The organism is Saccharicrinis fermentans DSM 9555 = JCM 21142 (assembly GCF_000517085.1).
Lineage (GTDB): Bacteria > Bacteroidota > Bacteroidia > Bacteroidales > Marinilabiliaceae > Saccharicrinis > Saccharicrinis fermentans.
The window spans coordinates 122479-142043 of the sequence record NZ_KI912107.1; the positions used below are offsets into that span (position 1 = coordinate 122479).

At 35.8% G+C, this 19565-nt stretch carries 17 protein-coding genes; 3 read left to right on the forward strand and 14 right to left on the reverse strand.

Going from position 1 to position 19565, the window contains the following annotated elements; translation table 11 throughout:
• The first annotated feature begins 124 nt into the window (after window positions 1-124).
• From CYTFE_RS0100600 to CYTFE_RS0100615, 3 genes are all read left to right on the forward strand, one after another.
• The gene (locus CYTFE_RS0100600; protein WP_027470221.1) at window positions 125-2041 is read left to right on the forward strand and encodes an AAA domain-containing protein; all 1917 of its coding nucleotides are present in this window, start codon (window positions 125-127) and stop codon (window positions 2039-2041) included.
• Between the two features lie 211 nt (window positions 2042-2252).
• Window positions 2253-2903 carry a hypothetical protein gene (locus CYTFE_RS24320; RefSeq protein WP_052342896.1) on the forward strand — a complete coding sequence of 217 codons (651 nt, stop codon included), beginning with the start codon at window positions 2253-2255 and terminating at the stop codon, window positions 2901-2903.
• A gap of 279 nt (window positions 2904-3182) precedes the next feature.
• Window positions 3183-4742: a sulfatase family protein gene (locus tag CYTFE_RS0100615; protein WP_027470223.1), complete on the forward strand. Its 1560-nt coding sequence runs from the start codon at window positions 3183-3185 to the stop codon at window positions 4740-4742.
• Window positions 4743-5502: 760 nt separating this feature from the next.
• Here CYTFE_RS0100615 and CYTFE_RS0100620 read toward each other — a convergent pair.
• The 14 genes from CYTFE_RS0100620 to CYTFE_RS0100705 all read right to left on the reverse strand — a co-directional run bounded on the left by CYTFE_RS0100620 (window position 5503) and on the right by CYTFE_RS0100705 (window position 19551).
• A complete protein-coding gene (locus tag CYTFE_RS0100620) occupies window positions 5503-6666 on the reverse strand; it encodes a serine hydrolase domain-containing protein (protein ID WP_027470224.1) in 1164 nt (387 codons plus the stop codon).
• A gap of 231 nt (window positions 6667-6897) precedes the next feature.
• The gene (locus tag CYTFE_RS31740) at window positions 6898-7230 is read right to left on the reverse strand and encodes a pyrimidine dimer DNA glycosylase/endonuclease V (RefSeq protein WP_052342897.1); all 333 of its coding nucleotides are present in this window, start codon (window positions 7228-7230) and stop codon (window positions 6898-6900) included.
• A 24-nt stretch (window positions 7231-7254) separates the two neighbouring features.
• A complete protein-coding gene (locus CYTFE_RS30545; protein ID WP_027470225.1) occupies window positions 7255-7656 on the reverse strand; it encodes a hypothetical protein in 402 nt (133 codons plus the stop codon).
• Window positions 7657-7899: 243 nt separating this feature from the next.
• Window positions 7900-8205, reverse strand: a complete 306-nt coding sequence (locus CYTFE_RS30550; RefSeq protein ID WP_316929580.1) for a sodium:solute symporter family transporter — start codon at window positions 8203-8205, stop codon at window positions 7900-7902.
• A gap of 167 nt (window positions 8206-8372) precedes the next feature.
• Window positions 8373-8729 (reverse strand): MarC family protein, encoded by a 357-nt coding sequence (locus CYTFE_RS30555; RefSeq protein ID WP_200871448.1) that lies wholly within the window; start codon window positions 8727-8729, stop codon window positions 8373-8375.
• Window positions 8730-8731: 2 nt separating this feature from the next.
• The gene (locus CYTFE_RS0100645) at window positions 8732-8944 is read right to left on the reverse strand and encodes a hypothetical protein (protein ID WP_027470227.1); all 213 of its coding nucleotides are present in this window, start codon (window positions 8942-8944) and stop codon (window positions 8732-8734) included.
• 188 nt (window positions 8945-9132) lie between these two features.
• Window positions 9133-9987 carry a putative beta-lysine N-acetyltransferase gene (gene ablB, locus CYTFE_RS0100655; protein ID WP_052342898.1) on the reverse strand — a complete coding sequence of 285 codons (855 nt, stop codon included), beginning with the start codon at window positions 9985-9987 and terminating at the stop codon, window positions 9133-9135.
• Window positions 9953-11266, reverse strand: coding sequence for a lysine 2,3-aminomutase (gene kamA / locus CYTFE_RS0100660; protein WP_027470230.1), 1314 nt, complete (start codon window positions 11264-11266; stop codon window positions 9953-9955). Before kamA ends, ablB begins: the two co-directional genes overlap by 35 nt.
• 473 nt (window positions 11267-11739) lie before the next feature.
• A complete protein-coding gene (locus CYTFE_RS31745) occupies window positions 11740-11913 on the reverse strand; it encodes a MarR family transcriptional regulator (RefSeq protein WP_152541869.1) in 174 nt (57 codons plus the stop codon).
• Window positions 11914-12685: 772 nt separating this feature from the next.
• Window positions 12686-13819 carry a YncE family protein gene (locus tag CYTFE_RS0100685; RefSeq protein ID WP_152541870.1) on the reverse strand — a complete coding sequence of 378 codons (1134 nt, stop codon included), beginning with the start codon at window positions 13817-13819 and terminating at the stop codon, window positions 12686-12688.
• Between the two features lie 18 nt (window positions 13820-13837).
• Entirely contained in the window at window positions 13838-15838 is a 2001-nt protein-coding gene (locus tag CYTFE_RS24345) for a TonB-dependent receptor plug domain-containing protein (RefSeq protein ID WP_052342899.1), read from the reverse strand.
• 217 nt (window positions 15839-16055) lie between these two features.
• The gene (locus tag CYTFE_RS28180) at window positions 16056-17930 is read right to left on the reverse strand and encodes a T9SS type A sorting domain-containing protein (RefSeq protein WP_052342900.1); all 1875 of its coding nucleotides are present in this window, start codon (window positions 17928-17930) and stop codon (window positions 16056-16058) included.
• A gap of 11 nt (window positions 17931-17941) precedes the next feature.
• Window positions 17942-19066: a hypothetical protein gene (locus CYTFE_RS28185; protein ID WP_052342901.1), complete on the reverse strand. Its 1125-nt coding sequence runs from the start codon at window positions 19064-19066 to the stop codon at window positions 17942-17944.
• An 8-nt stretch (window positions 19067-19074) separates the two neighbouring features.
• A complete protein-coding gene (locus tag CYTFE_RS0100705) occupies window positions 19075-19551 on the reverse strand; it encodes a T9SS type A sorting domain-containing protein (protein ID WP_027470232.1) in 477 nt (158 codons plus the stop codon).
• Between the last annotated feature and the right edge of the window lie 14 nt (window positions 19552-19565).

A 19565-nucleotide genomic window follows, 5' to 3' on the forward strand; every position in this document is an offset into this window, starting at 1 on the left:
ACTTTTTTGTTTTAAAGTAGCTATAACGTAAATGTCTTGGTATGGTTACAGATAAATTTAAGCCCATAGCTTATAATTAAATTTTGAAGTGTTAATTTCGCCATTCAATCATTTGAATTATTCTATGAGTAGGATTATGAAGGAACTTCAAAAAATACATGCACTTCTATTGAAGGAAAAGGAAGAAGACTTGCTTCAGTATAAACGTAAGGTGTCTGATACTTCTGTTGTTGAACGAAGAAGGGAAGGAGTGTGTTGGTATCCCTTAGGCATTGAGCGTACAAAATTTGATGCGGGAGAACGTTTGTTGGTGAAAGTATCCAGACCTAAGGAACACCGAGAGTCACACCTTTTTCAGTCAGGAAAATTGGTTTCCTTATTTTCCAATTCGGGCAATAATAATGAAAATAAACATGCGGTTAGTGGAGTGGTGAATAGAGCAAATGATAGCGAAATGATGATTACACTCAATAGCGATGAGGAACCTCAATGGTTGCACGATGGTAATGTGGGTGTTCAATTGATGTTCGATGAGAATGCTTATTTGGAGATGGAGAGAGCCTTGGGTATCGTGATGCATCCTCAGGATGATCGTTTGATGTATCTGAGAAGTTTGTTGCTGGAATCGCAAGAAGCCACATTTGCAGATAAACAAGAAGTGGTGATACCCCATTTGAATGAAAGTCAAAATAGAGCTCTGAATCGTATCTTGTCGGCCAATGATTTGGCCATTGTGCATGGCCCTCCAGGTACCGGAAAAACAACGACTTTGGTGGAGAGTATTTACCATACATTAAAGTCAGAGAGCCAGGTGCTGGTATGTGCTCCCAGCAATGCAGCCATCGATTTATTGTGCGAGAAGTTAGGAAATAAAGGGTTGCGCGTGGTACGTATTGGACATCCGGCAAGGGTGACACAGGAGATTTTAAGTAAAACGCTTGATGCCAATATTGCGCACCATAGTAATTATAAAGATTTAAAGGCACTAAAGAAACAGAGCGAAGAATACTATCGTACAGCCATGAAATACAAACGTAATTTCGGGCATGAAGAACGTCAGCAAAGAAGGTTGTTGTTGCAGGAATCCAGTAAGCTGAAAAAGGAGGTGGAACAGTTAGAGTATTATATTATCAATGATATTTTGGGCAGTGCTCAGGTGATTGCCAGCACTATGGTGGGCGCTTCTAATTATCATATTAGAGACCGAAGATTTAATACTGTTTTTATTGATGAGGCTGCACAGGGATTGGAACCTGCCACTTGGATTCCTATATTAAAGGCCAATCGTGTTGTTTTTGCCGGTGACCATTGTCAGTTGCCTCCAACGATTAAATCTTTTGAAGCAGCCAAGGCTGGTCTGGATGAGACCTTATTCGAAAAGGCCATCAAGCGTAATAAGGTGGACGTAATGTTGCAGGAGCAATATCGTATGAACAAAGATATTATGCGCTTCTCAAGTCGTTATTTTTATGGTGACCGATTAAAGGCCAATGAGCAAGTGGAAAACTGGACTTGTTTTGAAGGCGATGTGGCCATTGAATTTGTAGATACGGCAGGCTGTGGTTTTTTTGAGCAGATGGATAAGGAGCGTAAAAGCTCATTTAATCCGGAGGAGGGAGATTTGGTGCTAAAGCATTTTAGGGAATATTTTAGCACCTTGGCAAGTCAGTTAAAGGATACTGAAATTAGTGTTGGGGTAATATCACCTTATAAAGCACAAGTTAATTTACTACAAGAGAATTTTAAAGACGTGGATGAGGAGTTTGATGGATGTAAACTTCAGCTGTCGGTGAATACCATTGATTCTTTTCAAGGGCAAGAAAGGGATGTGATATACATCAGTTTGGTGAGAAGCAATGAAAAAGGCGAAATCGGATTTCTCTCAGATACACGACGAATGAATGTTGCCATGACCAGAGCGCGAAAGAAAATGGTGATAGTGGGAGATAGTGCAACTGTGGGACAGCATAAGTTTTATGGGCAGTTTTTGGATTATATAAACGAAATTGGGGCTTATAGAAGTGCTTTTGAATGGATGTAGTAAGAGTGATAAGTTATTTTTGTTGTACTTATTTGACTTGGCAGGGACTTGTATTGGTGGGGAACTTATAAATTTAACATTATTTAGCTGTTGATGGTTTACCCCAATGGTAAGGCTTTGGGTGCTTATGGCTTTGTTATGATAATATGTAGTAAGAACTTTTTGAAACCTTTTGGTGTTTTTTTAATAGAATAAAGCAAAAGAGGACGGTATGAAGCTGAAGGACATCACAACAAGTATCAAAAATTTAATTTTTCTTTCATCCATTCCCATTAGCGGAAAGGTACAAACCAACAAAAATAATTATTGGCAAAGAGGTTCATTGAAAGTGGATGCTGTTTTCAAAGATAATTATCTGCAAAATTTTCTGGTTCCTTATATTCAATTTGAAGATTTGCACGCTTGTAAGATACGAATCAAAACCAAAAAATTAAAGACAACGATGACAGCTCGTCCTGGATTTGCTTCTTTATTTATGGGGAAAAAGAATCGTCAATATATTATTCATGTAAATACCGATGAGGCTTTTAAAGGCGTGTTGTTAGCCAATGTGCCGGAAGAAGCGCGTATTGGTTTGTTTGCTCATGAATTAATGCATATTCGTGATTATGAAAGCAGAAAAGTGACAGGAGTCCTTAAGAGAGGTTTGCAATATCTTTCAAAAAATGGTAAACGGAATGTAGAACACTATACTGATAGCCTGACCATATCTGCCGGTTTTGGTGAGCAACTTTTTCAATGGGCTGCTTATGTGTTATATGATTCAGAAGCATCTGAAGATTATAAGGCTTTTAAATCCGATATCTATATGTCGCCCATTACCATTTATAATAAAATGAACCGGCTCGACTGGAATAAATAACAGAACATTTGTACTGTAGTGACCAACATTTGTATCACTAAGTACAAAACACCCCCTATTATTTGTGTATTTTTGTCTGTCATTCAATGGTGAATTATTTTATCTTTGAGCTACTTTAATAAAAGTGGCTAGATAGCAGAATTTTTCACATAAATTAATACACATAAAAACCGATAGTACAGGTGCTAAATAATCAGATCACACATGTCATACTGTTGTGGGTGGCGGTGTGGTTAGAATATTGCATCGGTATTGTAGGCTTTACAAATTTTTAAACACATGAAAAAATCAAATTTGATTTACTCGTTTTTGTTTGTCTTAGCGATGATGGTAGGTTGTGCACCTGCTGGAAATAAACAAGCAAAAGACAGTGAAACATCTAAAAAACCAAACATCGTGGTTATTTATCTAGATGATTTGGGTTATGGTGATCTTGGGGCCTATGGAGCAACAGAAATACCGACTCCTAATATTGACAACCTGGCCAAAGGTGGCGTTAAGTTTACCAATGGTTATGCTACCTCGGCCACTTGTACGCCCAGTAGATATGGTTTACTAACAGGTACTTATCCTTGGCGTAATAAAGACGCGAAGATATTGCCAGGAACAGCTCCTTTATTAATAGGAACTGAGCAGATGACTATTCCTAAAATGTTGCGTCCTGCCGGTTACCATACTGGTGTAGTTGGTAAATGGCACTTAGGATTAGGTGAAGGTCACGTGAACTGGAATGAGCGAGTAAGTCCGGGACCTAATGAAGTAGGTTTTGATTATGCCTATATTATGGCTGCCACTCAAGATCGTGTTCCTACCGTGTACATTGATAATGGACATGTGGATAACCTGGATAAAAACGACCCCATAGAAGTTGATTATAAAAAGAATTTTGATGGCCAACCAACAGGAAAAGATCATCCTGAGTTATGTGATATGAAATGGCATCATGGACATAATAATACCATTGTGAATGGTATTCCTCGTATTGGATATATGAAAGGTGGAGAAGCAGCCCGTTGGAAAGATGAGGAAATGGCAGATCACTTTTTGGCAAAAGCACAGGCGTATGTGAAGGCTCATAAAAATGAAACTTTCTTTTTGTATTATGCCATGCAACAACCTCATGTCCCTCGTACTCCAAGTCCTCGTTTTGTGGGAGCTACCAATTTAGGACCTCGAGGTGATGTGATTGTGGAAGCAGACTGGTGTGTGGGTGAGTTTATCAAGACACTGGAAGAGGAAGGATTGTTGGAGAATACTTTGATTGTATTTTCAAGTGACAACGGACCCGTTTTAAATGATGGTTATTATGATGAGGCTGTGGAGAAGCTGGGTGGTCATAAACCTACCGGTGGATTAAGAGGTGGAAAGTATAGTTTGTTTGAGGCAGGAACACGTGTGCCATTTATTACTTACTGGAAAGGTACTATTCAACCTAAGGTGTCGGATGCATTGGTGTGTCAGATGGATTTGATGGCTTCTTTTGCTTCCTTAGCTGGTATAGAAGCACCTAAAGCAGATAGTGAAAATATGTTGGATGTGTTGTTAGGAAAAACAGACAACGGTCGTGATGACTTGGTGCTTGAAGCTAATTCAAAAACAGCCTACCGCAGTGGAGATTGGGTTATGATTCCTCCTTATAAAGGCAATCCTGTCAATAAACAAGTTAATATAGAGTTGGGTAACTCCAACGAATATCAACTCTACAATATTAAGGATGATAAGGAGCAAAAAAACAACCTAGCCGATGCGCAACCTGAGAAATTGAAAGAGCTTCAAGAGGCTTTTGAAGCCATCAGAGGTAATGCGCACGAAGGGGTAGAGCAATTGGAGTTGCATTAAAATGTAATGTGTATTTTAGAAGCATTGTAATGTATCTTCTAATATAAATAATATGTCATTTGAGTTGAAGAGTGTTCGAAAGAGCACTCTTTTTTTGTACATTAACTTATCTGATGATGACTATTCGTATCCTACCATGTGTATATGCCTCATCTCAACAAGCTCTTGATTGGTTGTACTTTTAATGTAAGTCTTCGGTCTTTCACAGATCGCGACTTTCATACTAGAGCTGTTTCTTTGATGACAAAAAATGAGGATGACATTAACAATATGTAAGTGTTTGGCTTACGGATGTATTTTCTAAGATTGCGTTATACAACAGCAATTATGATTTAGACTTGGCTGATCTTTTGCCGCACAATTGGAAAAAGTCTAATAGTTGTCAGAATATTCCAAAAACACCCACTAATTTCGATTAATTCCAAAAGATTCCAGTAAAACTTAGAGAATTCCAACGCTCCAATCGACATCCGGATTGGAGCATTTTTTTACTTTGCAATATGTAGCAGACCGCATATTTACTATGGAATAAACAAAATGTGTGTGCCCTGCATGTGCTGCAGTATACCCACACCCGAAGTTGTTGAAAAAGTTTGGAAATACAAATTATCTTCAATAAACTTCGGTTTTAGGGTGTATTATTTTATCCAGAGGGTGAAACGAAGTTTCCTGTACGTACTTTTTATGGCGTAAAAAGTCGTGGTGAGAGGCTCTCCGCTAGGCTAATGGCCTAGCGGTAGTCTAGTCGATTGTGCGTTTGTTATTTTATGTTCTCAATTAATTCAAAAAATGTTTCATTCGCCAACTGCCCAAACCAATTTCCTCCACTTGATGATAAAAATACCAAACCTACATTTTTTTCTGGTGAGAAATAGTAATCACTACTAAATCCATCTGCATCTCCATCGTGCTCATAATATTTCCAATTTTTATTTTGTGAAAATTCAAATAAGCCAAATCCATAAGCAATGTCTTTTTTCTGTCTTCTTGTATAAGCTTTATTTGAAAAACTAGGTGGAACCAGGTCATTTTTGTTTTGGCTTCTAAAAGATTTTATTTGTAAATCCATCAACCCTAAAAGGTCTTCAGTAGTTGAATAAACACCGCTTGCTGGTGTTTGTTTTCCAAATTTAAATTCTCGTTGTTCAATTGTTCTATCTCCATTATCGATGTAAGAAGTCACTATTCTATTTTTGAATTTTCGAGAATCAATGAAAGTATTTTTTAGATTATATGTTTGGGCTAAAATTTCATTAACTAAATCTGCATAAGTTTTTTCGTTTACCAATTCAAGAATATAACCTAAAACAGTATATCCTAAATTAGAATATTCAAAGGTTGTACCTGCTTGGTTTTCGAGCTGTATTTGATTTAGCTCTTTAATCAAATCGCTTTCTGATAAATAATTAATCCCATTCACAGCGTCAAATTCAACCTCTCCATTTTCCCGAGATTCTCTTATTTTAGGGTCTCTTGGTAGTCCACTTGTATGGTGAAGTAAATCAGAAACTTTAACCTCACTTAGTTTTTCAATGGCTTGTTTATTTAGCTTATGCGATAAATAGTTTGTAATGGGTTCATCAAGTTTAAGTTTTCCTTCGAGAATAGAATTGTTGGCAATAATTCCAGTTATCATCTTGCTTAAAGAAGCAATTTGATAAATAGATTCTCTATTCACTTTAATGTCATTGCTTCTGTTCATTGTACCAAAAGACTTATAGCTTCGCTTTCCATTTTTAATGATACCAATGGACAGAGAAGGAACATTATTGGTTTTTAAAACATTCTCAATTTTATTGAAGATTTGATTGTATTCATCGGAATTATGTTCTTTTGGAGTTACCGTGTTTTTTTGATTCGTTGTTTCAGTTTTACAGTTTGTTAAAAGTAAAATTCCAAATACTATTATTATTGATTTTTTCATTTTTAAGGTCGATTTGTTTTAATGACGCACAACGTTTAGCTAAACGACAGTGTGGATTTAACAACTTGTATGTTCCATTTTGGCGCTTAGCAAATTTATTTACCGAACACAATTTACATAATTTTCTCTCCATGAGGAAATAAAATTTGCGGGGCTTACAAACACATTGTTAGATTCAGCTTAAACCTTTGCCCACATTGCGTTTGAGCTGTTGTTGAACTAAAACCCCCGCTACCACACGTGGCACGTGCGGCAGCGGGGAGAAATTTGGATGTTTCGAAACAAGTGATTAGTTTCATACTTAATTTGCCCATCTGTAACGGTAATAGTTTTAATGTTATCAACTTTATACCCTCTCTTATTCGCTTCTTTCCATACTATCTGTAAATAATAATTGATAGATACTAGAGCATTTTGACTTTCTTTAAATCGAATTAATTGTGGGTGATTGATATACCCTTTTGTATTTCCTTGCAATACATTTTTGGCTAGAAGTGTTTCTCGCCAAAGGGCAACGATACCTTTTGTGTCTAAGTATTTAGGGTGTATTGTCCATATCCTCATATAAAATATTTTTCTATAAATACATCATTTACCCCTTAATCGTTCATAAGCAGGCATTATAGTGTTAACTAAAAAATATGTGATTAATGAAAGGAGTATTCCATAAATATTAGCGTCTAATTCAAGAGGCAAATCAATTTTAGTAATTAGTCTTTGCAAGAAAACTCCAAATACTGCGTTATTCTCATTTTTGAAACAGTCATTTACAATCAGTAAACTCCTAATTTTCAAAAATATCGAAGGCCTTGTCTTTGAAGCTTTCTTATCAAAGACAGAAAAAACAGTCGTTTTCTTGCAGCCACTAATTATTAGCAAAACAGGTAAGCCCATTTCTGCATCAAGGTTTGCTATCGTATAACCTTCCAAAATACCTTGTTCAAGAGCCACGCGTGAAAGCATTCCTAATAAAACCCCAACAAATGTCATAATAGGATATTCAAATAACCCGGCAATGAACCATCCTTTTTGAGCAGTTTTTGTGTCTTTTGCTGCATATATTCGTTGTTATAAAGTCATGCCAATAAACAAAATAGGAATAATGGTAAACATCCAATTAATAATCTCATGCCAACTTATTGCGGTTAAACTTAAAAATGATGGGTCAAGTGTTGTCTTTATTGCTTCCATGCCTCCAAGTTACATATAGGCAAATGGCAACCCTATAAATATCTAACCTGCCATTAGTACAATCCATTGCACCGTACCTGTATAAATTACAGCTTTAAGACCACCAATAACAGTATAAACAACTGCTACAATACCCCTAACCCAAAGTGCCTGAGTTAAGGATAAGGTTAGAAAAGTAGAAGAAGCTAGTCTTGCTTCAGTTAATATTTGTGAACTTGTAACACCGATGTGGCCAATTGTTGAGATTATACCAGCAACCAAAGCAACTCTTTTACCCAAAAGATAAGCCCGGACATAATTAATTCGATAGAAACTGTTCCTAATAAAAGTGCTATTACCCTGCCGGATATATCAATATACTGCTCTATTAACTCTTCTTTTTTCCCATGTATCTTGTCATGCAATCTTTTTAGTAACATGATTATTGAAATGCATATAATAATAGTGAAGGCAATTACAAGCATCGCATTTGTTTTACTCAATCGCTCACCGATCAAAACGCTATAGCTAATTGTTCATGGGCCTATGAAAATAGGCATGGCAATTGCTCCTACAATGTGTTTGGATTCACCTCTTAACGATTCTATAGATGCACTTCCCTTGAAAACAAATTGAATTCCTGTAATTAATAATACTATTCCCCCAAAAATTTGAAACGAGGCAAAATTAGCATTGAATACATGTTGAAAGATAGTATCTCCTAATAGGGCAAAGAGTGTAAAAACAGTAAAGCTGTTTAGTCCAGCCCGAATCAAAATTTTTGAGAACTCCTTGGTCTGTTTCTTTTTTACAATATCAATAAGGTAAACAATAATCAAAAAAGGATTAAGCAGAATCAACAAGAGGATTATAGAATGCAAAATATCGTACATACTTATATTTCAATAGCTAATTCATAATATGAAGAACGCTCAGCATTCTTTATATAACCTTTATTTGTTAATGAATAAATAACCTCTGCACCCTTTGTTTGCGCCATATTCAATTCTTTGAAGATATTGCCATATAGGCACTTTCCCTTTTCTTGCAACAGTACAAGCACTTGTTTTTCCTCTTCTGTAACATTAATCTTATCTATTTTTGACATTAAAACTTGTATTTTTTGATAGTGAGTTTACTTTAAATTCTAAATATTGCTCGCAATTATTCCAGCCCTTATCGCCTCTACGACAAAATACATTTCTATAAATACTCAAAGGAGTACCATTAATAGCAACCTCACCTTTAAATACGGGGCATGTTTTAGTGTATTTACACAGTTTAAAATTTGACATACTAAAGGTGTTTATAATAGACGTTCATACTTTCTATTTGCCCTCCAATATTCGTATTCTTTATAAGTGTGCCTGAATACTCATAAGCGAATCTTAAAAAGGTTAGGTTCATAGGAATAGAGTTTAATCTAGCAATGGTATATACGGTTTTTATTCCCTGTTTTTTCATTGTTTTCTCCATAGCCTCGAGCAATACACTTGATAAATTATTTCCTTGATGACTAAAATGTGTTGCAAAATCTGTCATTTCTGCATTTTTACCATCTAAGTCGATTTCGGCTGCTGATAAAGCAACCAGCTTACCCTTGTATTCAACACCATAATATTGGAGATTTTCGTCCATTGTCTTTATAATGTAGTCCGGTTCATGTATTGGAAAGGGATATGTGGTAAAAACATCTTGGTATATTTTTGTTATTTGTTGTACATCTGATGTATTAAGTGTTCTAGCCTTATATCCCTTGGGTATTTTCTTTTTCGTTGGTTGTTTTACTAGAAGTTTATTTAAACCAATCAATTGTTTGTTCTCTATATTTAATAATCGGTCTGCGTTTAAAAATTTTGAAACGAAAAACACATCTTCTTTACCACTATAAAATTTTGGTATAAAAGCCTCTAGCAAAAATCCATTTGCAAAAAATACTGGTGCAGCACTTTTGGGTACTTTACAAAATAATTTTGAGTATTTATTAAGGCTAGCAAGTTGTTGTATTTTTTGAATCGTTAATACCGGATTTCCTTTTAACGACATAAGATATACTCTGTCATTTCCCTTGCCATGCTGTATTAATGAACCTTCAGTAATTTCTTCAATAATGTCATTATTCATTCTCATCCCTCCTTTGTAATCTTTCATTATCTTCAGGAACAAGAGAAATGGTATCGCAGGAATCAGATAGTAATTTCTCTATACCAATAGATTCACTTTCGTCAATTTCACTAAGGTTTAAGTCTAAATCGCAATTCCCACAATCTCTATCACACATTTTAGGCTCATAACTGTCAGGTTCTTTATAGGTAGTAATTACACCTTCGTAGTTTCTTAGAACCACCTTGTTTGTTGACCATGAAATAATATAATTAGGCATGACAGGTATTTTTCCACCACCACCAGGGGCATCAATAACATAGGTAGGTCGAGCAAAGCCACTGGTGTGACCAATTAAACTTTCCATTATCTCAATTCCTTTTCCAATAGGCGTTCTAAAGTGAGATAAGCCTTCAGATAAATCACATTGGTACAAATAATAAGGACGCACTCTATTTTGAACTAGTTTGTGTAGCAACGATTTCATTATTCGGGGACAATCATTAACGTCGGCTAATAGTACAGATTGATTACCCAAAGGAAAACCACCATCTGCTAATTTAGCCAAAGACTCTTTTGCTGAGGCTGTTATTTCATTAGGGTGATTAAAATGCGTATTAATCCATAGTGGATGATACTTCTTTAAGATGGAAATAAGGTTGTCTGTTATTCTGTAAGGAAGTACAACGGGCATTCTAGTTCCTATACGAATTAATTCAACGTGAGGTATTTGACTAATTTCAGATAACAGCCAATCTAACTTGTCGTCAGGTAACATTAGTGGGTCACCACCCGATAATAAAACATCTCTAACTTGAGGAGTGTTTTTTATATACTCTATTCCTGCTGATAATTGGTCTTTAGATGGTACGAAGTCAATATCTCCAACTTTTCTTTTTCTTGTACAGTGGCGACAATACATGGAACATATATTACTCACATGAAATAAAACTCGGTCTGGGTATCTGTGCGTAATGCCTTCTACAGGGCTATCTTTATCTTCTGACAACGGGTCAGCATGTTCCGATTCTAAGGTTGTTAACTCTTCAATGCCACCAAAAGCCTGTTTAAATACAGGGTCGTTTTTGTAGTTTTTTTTATCAATTACCGATAAGTAATAGGGGGTAATTGAAAGTGGGAATTTTTCAAATGTTTTTTCAAGATTCTTCCTTTCTTCTTTGTCGAATTTAATATCTGTTAAGTATTCAAACTTCTCTAAGGACTTAATAGAGTGTTTAATCTGCCATTTCCAATCTTTCCAATTTGATACCTGTGGTTCTTTTTCAATCTTATGCGCAATCTCTTTTTGAACGTTGTTGTAAATCATATATTATTTTCCCTTTTTTATTCTGCTTTTATGCTTTGGAAACCTATGTTTCATCTTGGTCTTCGTGGTATCGCACTTAATTTCTTTTGCGCAAGGATATATCTCCTCTCTTTCTCTGTCTCTTTCTTTTATTCTATAATATGCAATTACACTATGCCAACAATTCATAAAAATAAAATAGTTTCTATGCGAACAAAACTACAAAAAGGATATGAGAATGCTAATATTATTCTGATAAATTTAGAATAAAGCATTTTTGAACTATAATAGGAAGGGTTCCTTTAAGTCCGCTTCAGTATCTTCAATACCTTCTAAGACAATATATAAGGTTATTAAAGGAGAGGCTTCTATTTGTTCTATTTCTAATAATCTAACTAAAGTTTCTAAACTATCTTCAACTTTTGCTATTTCGGTTTCATCTAACTTTTGAAGCTTTTCTAATAATTGTTCGTGTAGAATCGATGGGATTGTACCTAGTGGCTTATCGCCTGCTGAGGTAAAGGCAATTGTAACAATTCTTTTATCTCCTGATTTTGGAAGTCGGGCAAGAAGCCCTTTTTTTCAAGTCTTTTAATAATACCACTTACGGTACTTGAATTTAGATTAAGAAAGTTTTTGATTTCACTCAGTGTGGCTTGATAATTCATAGATTCATGCAAGAAGCTTAAACACAAAACTTGCGGAATACTTACTCCGTATTCTTTCTGATTTTTTTAGATTCAATATCTACTGACCTAACAATTTTCCTAATCTTAATTAATATATCTGTGGTATCCATCTGAAAATCTTTATAACAAAAATCTAAGTACATGACAAAAGTTTCATGCATTCCTATAAGTCCTTATAATTTATAAGGTTACTTAAAGCGCATGCAATTCTAATAAATCCATATTTAAAGGAAACTTATATTTCTTATTGCCGATTAACTTTTTTATGAGTTTGGATAAATTTATCTTTTTACCCTGTAACACTCAACATCCTCATGATTGAATACAGGAAGGCTTTTTAAGAAAGTATTGCAAGGCAAAAACGGAATGTTGTAAAACTTTCTATTTATGGTGACAAAACGTTGTTTGTTTTCCATCTGCTCACGCAAGATTAAGGCTCTGTCTATAACAGTTTCTATGTCCTCAAAAAGTGCAGAATAGTGGTATAAGATAAGCGCAATGAGTTCTTGTGAAAACGGATCATTTGGTAAATGTGTTATTTTCGCAACCCAAACATCAATCTTGTCTACCCATGCACTTGATTTTTGTGGGCTTTTTGATAGCCCTGTAACAACTTCTCAAATGCTGCAAAGCTATCTTTTTCAAAAACACTCATTTGTTACTGTATTCAAATACAAAAATGGGAGAATTCGTAGTCCCTCAAACTATCTTTTCTGTATATCTCTTTTCATTGTAATTACTTTACTGTCTATTATTTTTTAAAGCAAAAAGCTCCCGGAATTATTCCAACTTTAAAAGTATCAATTGGTACAGCTTTGGCTGTATATCTGTACACCACGCCTTGTTGCACATAATCAATAGCATCGGCAACATACACTTCCGATGAAAAGGGGTCAATATCAAGCCCGTAAAATCCACCGAAGTAGGCATCTTTGTCTGAATAATCATAAGGGCTTTTTATAAATATCTCAGGTTCTGCATCGGATAACACTGGCTGGCAATAAATATGCTTGTTAATAAAGAAAACGGTATCGCCACCGCCATTGATGCAAACTTCTTGTGGCCAGTCATCAAAACCGAATGTCCACGTTTTTTCAACTTCTCGTGTAACCGGATTTATTCGCTGCAACCCCGGATATTCTTGCTTATAGGGAGAGCCGGAATATCCACCATCAGATACCGACCATATTTTATTGTATTTGTCCATACAGAGTGATGTTGGTTGTTTTATTACATCAATAGAATCTACAATTTGGTCGGTTTCGGAATCTATAACCAGTATTTTATTGTCGTAGCTCCAGCAATTGGTGAAAACATATTTATCGTATTGTACCATTTGTTCGGTGGGATGCTGATAAAACCAGGGGTCGTAATTATTTACGTTAATGCTTCCTGTTAACTGAAATGTTTGTGGATTCACAATGGCTATGGATTTAGCATACAAATCGGTAATATATGCTTTTGTATCGCTCAAAAAATGAATGTATCGTGGCGAAGTAAGCCCTGTAATTTTGCCCACCACATTAAAAGTATTTATATTTATCACATATACTTTTCCACTGTTATTTATTACCACATATCCTAAAGAATCCCTAATAATCATTGATTGTGCAACATCGCCCAAAGGAAGTTTATTGGTTTCATAAAAAATATCGTTATACACTTTCCTATTCTCTACATCGTAGTATGACAGAGATGCATTACCATACATGAAATTTCCCTCGTTCATTATAAACACGCCCGAAGCTCTGCGTATATTGGTTATGGTTGTTGTATCATCACCAAATTCGTAATCGGGCTCTTTAAAGTTTGTCAACTCATCATCTTTCATACAAGAGCTAAAGATTAGAGCTATGCAAAATATTGTAATTGAAATCTTTCTCATTATTTGATTTTTAATCTGTTAAAATTGAAAAGTAAGCGTTAGCAAGTAATTGCGACCGGGCATTGGACGATATAATATTGAATGATAAGTTTCATCAAACAGATTATATACTTTTAGTTCTGCCGATAGTTTTATTTTTTTTAAGTCAAGGTTTTTACCCATACTTATATCGTTCATGTGATATGGGTAAAGCCAGTCACGTTTTGAGATATTGTTACTCGATGTAGTAAATCGTTCGTTATAATAATTATATTGGTAGGTAATAAAAAAGCCTTTGTACCCAATATTTAGAAGTGCATTTCCGGAATGAAGTGGAACATACACAAGCTGTTTACCATACGATTCATCCCCCCATACTTTTATGTCGCCATAGTTAATTGAACTGGTATAGGCATAGTTGAAAAGTGTACGATAGCTGAATTTCCCAATTTGTCCACTCAACTTGATATTGGCCTCAAGCCCTTGTGAGAGTACACGCTTAATATTAAGTGGTTCCCAGTATCCTTTATATGTTGGCAACCACACAATCCAATTGTCAATATCGGTTCTATAATACGTAATTTCGGTATGTAGCTTATGCCTTTTTATCTTTTTTTGATAAGCCAGTCCAAACTCAAAACTAAAGCCTTCTTCAGGTAGTAAATCCGGGTTTCCTCCCGGTAACCAATAAAGGTCGTTAAGCGTGGGCATGTGAAAATTACGTGCTATGTTTCCTTTAAGTATAAGGTCTTTTTCTTTTATCAAGCGAAAGTCGAAACCAAAAAACGGCACAAAAGGGGTAAAATCGTCATCGACATATTCTTGTCGCATCATAAGCATAAGGTTAAGCCTGTCAGCAAAATTTTTATGTAATGATAAAAATGCAGAAAGCTCGGTTCTTTCTTCGGTATAACCGGTTTTTGTAACCGAATCTTTTGAAATTACACTATGATAATTGCCGTCTAAACTTGCTTTCAAAGAAAATGTTTTACTGAAATTATAATCATACGAAACCTTATTCAGGTAACTTCTAGAGCAACTTTCGGAATATATGGCAGCTAGTAAGCCCTGTCCCGGCACTTGGTTGTGGAGGGTATAATCGAGGTTTTTATGTGAGTAGCCACTATTTGCATATAATTTCCCTTTTTCTGAATAATTACTCCATTTCAAAACTACTTTATGGTCATAATCTTTTTGGTTGTTAAGGTTGGCATTTTCATCGCCTTCAAAACTTGTTACCCTTGGAATAGTGCGGTCGGCATATTGTCCCCAATAGGTAGCCGAAACAATATTTTTATCATTTGGACGGTAGTATATTTCCTGTAATAATCCATATTTTGTCCAATCGGCATGTTTATTAGTATCCAGCGGGTTTATATATCCTCCTGTTTGTGGGTTAATATTATTGCCAATGCTTTTATTTATGTAGGTGTAATCGTTGTTAGATTTACTGTGATAAACACGGGTTTTGCTTTGTACTTTTTTGTTGCCGAGGCCTACTTGCAAAAATTCATCGTAAGTACTATAACTACCTGTGCCTTGCCTGTATTTTAATCCAAATTTGTTATTCCAGTCAGGTTTGTTGTTAATGTTGATTGAACCACCCAATCCACCGCTTTGCTCAGACAAAGAAGAAGCCCCGTGTTTTAGGTTCATATCGTCAACCACATATACCGGAATGAGCGAAAAATCAACCATACCCGTCATGGGTGAATTGATGTTTATACCGTTCCAAGTTACCTGTGTGTGTGATGGAGCAGTTCCCCTAAAAGATGCCGTAGCCAGAGCTCCGCGTCCATGACTTTTAATAAATACAGGTGTGTTTTCTGATAACAGTTCCGATAAGGAAACAGACTTTTTCTCTAATAGTACAAGTGTGTCCACTTCGGTTTGCTTCATACCTGCGGTTTCCTTTTTAAAAATCCGTTCTGCGGTTTTAATTACTTCAGGTATTTGGTAAATAGAATCCAGCATACCTTGAGAATAAGCAAACAAAGGCATGAAAGCAATTAGAAAAAGTAAGTGCCTTTTTTTTAACATTTAATATCATTTTAAAACGAATGCTCCTAATTAGTGGCTGCAAGAAAACGACTGTTTTTTCTGTCTTTGATAAGAAAGCTTCAAAGACAAGGCTTTCGATATTTTTGAAACCAAGGAGTTTACTGATTGTAAATGACTGTTTCAAAAATGAGAATAACGCAGTATTTGGAGTTTTCTTGCAAAGACTAATTATGGAACATTCGTTTAGTTAACTCATTTATTTCTTTTGAAATTTCAGTGTTTTTATATCAGTACCTGAATTGATAGTTATAAGATAAATGCCCGAATTCAAATGCCCAACATAAATAGACTGACCGTAAGAATAGTTATTTAATTCACCTACTCTAATCCCCGAAATATTGAAAACTTCGATGTTAACCCTTTCTGCATTTTTAATATTAATAAAGTTGCTTGCTGGATTAGGGTAAATCGGATACTCTTTGTCGGAAGAACTATTTGTAACAATTGATGTAGGCTCATCGTCTCGAACAGATACAGGAATGGTAGTTTGTCCCATCTTTCCATTTGTCTGACATTTTATAATAATTCCTATATCGCCAACCGATTTAAGTTCAAATGTTATTTTGCCATCAACTATTTCGGCATCGGCAATAGTCATGTCATGACCACCAAATATCATGTAAATAAATGTAGCATCAGGATCGTTAGGGTCGGTAAATAGCCCTTCTAAATCGTAAGTAAAACTATCGCCCGGTTTCCCAACAACATTTTCAATAGTATTGTTGGCGACAATAGCATCAACACCTCCAACTTCGATATTTATATTAAATTCACGGAATATTCCTGTGTAAAATGTTTCCCAGATATAGCTTGTGCCTCCACGTCCAACAATCGAATCAACTATAACACTATCAAGTTTAACACCAGATAAAGTGTCGTCAGGGTCTTCCCAAATGCTTGTAATTACGACATCTCCTTTTGCTACTGGTGTTAGTAGGCCGTCGGCAGAGATGGTAGCGACAGCTTCGTTGCTGCTTTCCCATGTAATCATGTAATTTGCCGGCATGTCGGGATATTGTAACCGCCCCATATTTACCACGTAACTTTCAAATTGAAAATTTTCGCCCGTGTACCATTGCAAGTTTGTTGCTACAGGAAACCCTCCCGGATGCGGCGGCTGGTTGCTTACTATAGTGTGAGTTACGCCTTCAATAGTGTCATTTGGCATAACATCTGCAATGCCTGTTATCTCGGTAGAGTTTTCGCCTAACCATCCCGCATTTTGTGCAACACCGTTGTACACTTTTACCCAATGAATTTTATCTAAATCAACATGGTTTCCATTTGCATCAATTGCCCAATGGATATCAAAAGCATCGCCGCCGCAGCCTTCTTGAACATCCAAAGTGTAAGGATTATCAGGGGTTAAAAACCAATCTTCAACATGACTATTATTAATGATAGATTTATTATCGGCATAACCATAGTCAAAATCAAGGTTTACCCACAAGCCGTCTGTAACACTTTGTGTAGATTTATGCTTTAATAGCGTACCATGTAGGGTATAGCTATCCTGATCGATATGCGGAAAACTATCGGCAGATGGATAATGTTCCTGTGTGTGAAATTCTTTCATATAACGTACAATCCCTTCATTTTCCTCATTGTCCACCCATGGAACATCGTATTTACCATGAGGATTGGTATAAGTTATGGCATAGTTATAAGTAGTTGCTGAAAGGTGATGGTCGCTTCCCATCAATTCGTACCATGTATCGTCAGGCAATCCGTTTTCATTCTCGTCTTTCATTACCTGTACTATACCGGGTTCCGAACTTCCAAGAAAAGCATTACCAAAAACGGTAAAATCTACACCATAAGGGTTATCGGAGTCGTTTTCAATAGGCTCGTCGAACCCTACAATAATATATCCACCCCAAAATCCGAGTGATACCATTCGCCCATTTTTTTCAGGAGAGCCTTTTATGCTTTCGGCATTCCACGGCAAACCTGGGCTGATATTTATAAACTGTCCAGGGGCAGGAGTATATTCTATTATCTCAGAAATGTACTGAGCCTTTACTAAAGATGTAGCAAAGACCAGTATACTTAACATTATCATCCTTTTCATAAGTTCGATGTTTAAAAAGACCTTACGCAACGAACGTTGGTCTTATACTCTATCTCGCTATAATATGGAGCCGCATCACCTGAATTATTTAGTTTTCCAAATCCTCTTCTTACAAGGTTTTTATCTGAACTATTGCTATATTTATAAGCATTAGTGCCATTTATTGACTGACCTGCTCCAATATTACCATCAACTAGTTTATCTAAATAAAGCACATCTGCAAACCAATATAAATGAGTATAATCATTACTAGTCCAAGGAATACCAAGCTTATCAATCATACCTTGATTGTTAAAAGCATTTCCTAATATTTCGGCTTCTGTTATTGTCGGTAATCTCCAATCAGTAAATTCTTTGCCTGCTTCATCAAAACGACTAGCGTCAGAACAAAGACGAGGAGCGTCGTAGTAATATACCATTGTTTCAGGGTCACTTCCATCGTATGCTTGGTCAGTTAATGCAATTGCTAAGCCGTGTGTCCCTTTGTCATTTACATAAAATACGACACCTCCTTGAGCAGAATCGCCCACAGCATAAGTTTTAGTTTCTTGTTGTTGTGTAGGTAGTTTTGCAAAACCATCATTGCTTAGGTAAATTGTATCGTTTGAGATAGATAGGGTTTGTAATTCGTTTGTTTCAGACCTATCAGCATTGTTCCACTTTGTTGTATCAGCTGCTGTAATTTTTGAAGCTATGGAAGCATCGAATACAGGATCGATTTCGCTTACACCACCAACAATTGATTCTGCTGTTTTAGCATGCATAGCATAAGGAACACTAAGTAATTGACTTATGCCCTCCACATCGTATGTACCGTTGTTATCAATATCTGTTTGGGTTTTAATAAAGAATTTACCATCAGCCCAATCAATAACATCCCATCCTGTTTGTCCGCCAAACTCAATGCTTACCAAACCGTTGCTATTAGGTGTTGGATTAAGAATTTCTGAGTATTCTTCACTTGCAGAAGTCGCATCATCGCCTTTTAATACGCTAAGTTTCATGCCAACTTGTGTGGTGACTAATTCACCACTTGCATTGCGGACTACTGCTTGATAACTCATTTTTTCGGGAGATTGAGCAAACACACTTATAGTTACTATTACTGCTACTAAAATTGTATATATCTTTTTCATCTTTATTTCTACTGTTTAATAATTTTAAATTCTTTGATTGATTGATTTTGGTTAATGATTCTCACAAAATAGGTTGACGGTAAATAATTGTTCATGTCAATTTGTGTTTCATTGCCCATAATGTTTTGTGATTGTAATAAATTACCCTTTATGTCAAAAAGTTGAAAATTCAAGGTTAAATGTTCTAAGTTTTCTATTTTCAAATTAAGGTAATTGCTTGTTGGATTAGGATATGCCGATACCGCAAGGCTGATACCCGTTTCTTTAATCCCCGTTGTTACATAAATTTCGTAGGCTTGCTGTACGCCTTGTGTTACAGTACCATTTGCGCCTGAGTTAGTATTGTATGCTACCTGCCCAACTGAATAACTTACCGAGCCTGCATTGCACGAAACATCACCTGCAGAAGCAGATATGATTTCCTGAGCATGTATTCCCGTTATGGCAATCTCCAACAGGAATATAAGTGATAAAATAAATTTCATTTGTGTAATATTTT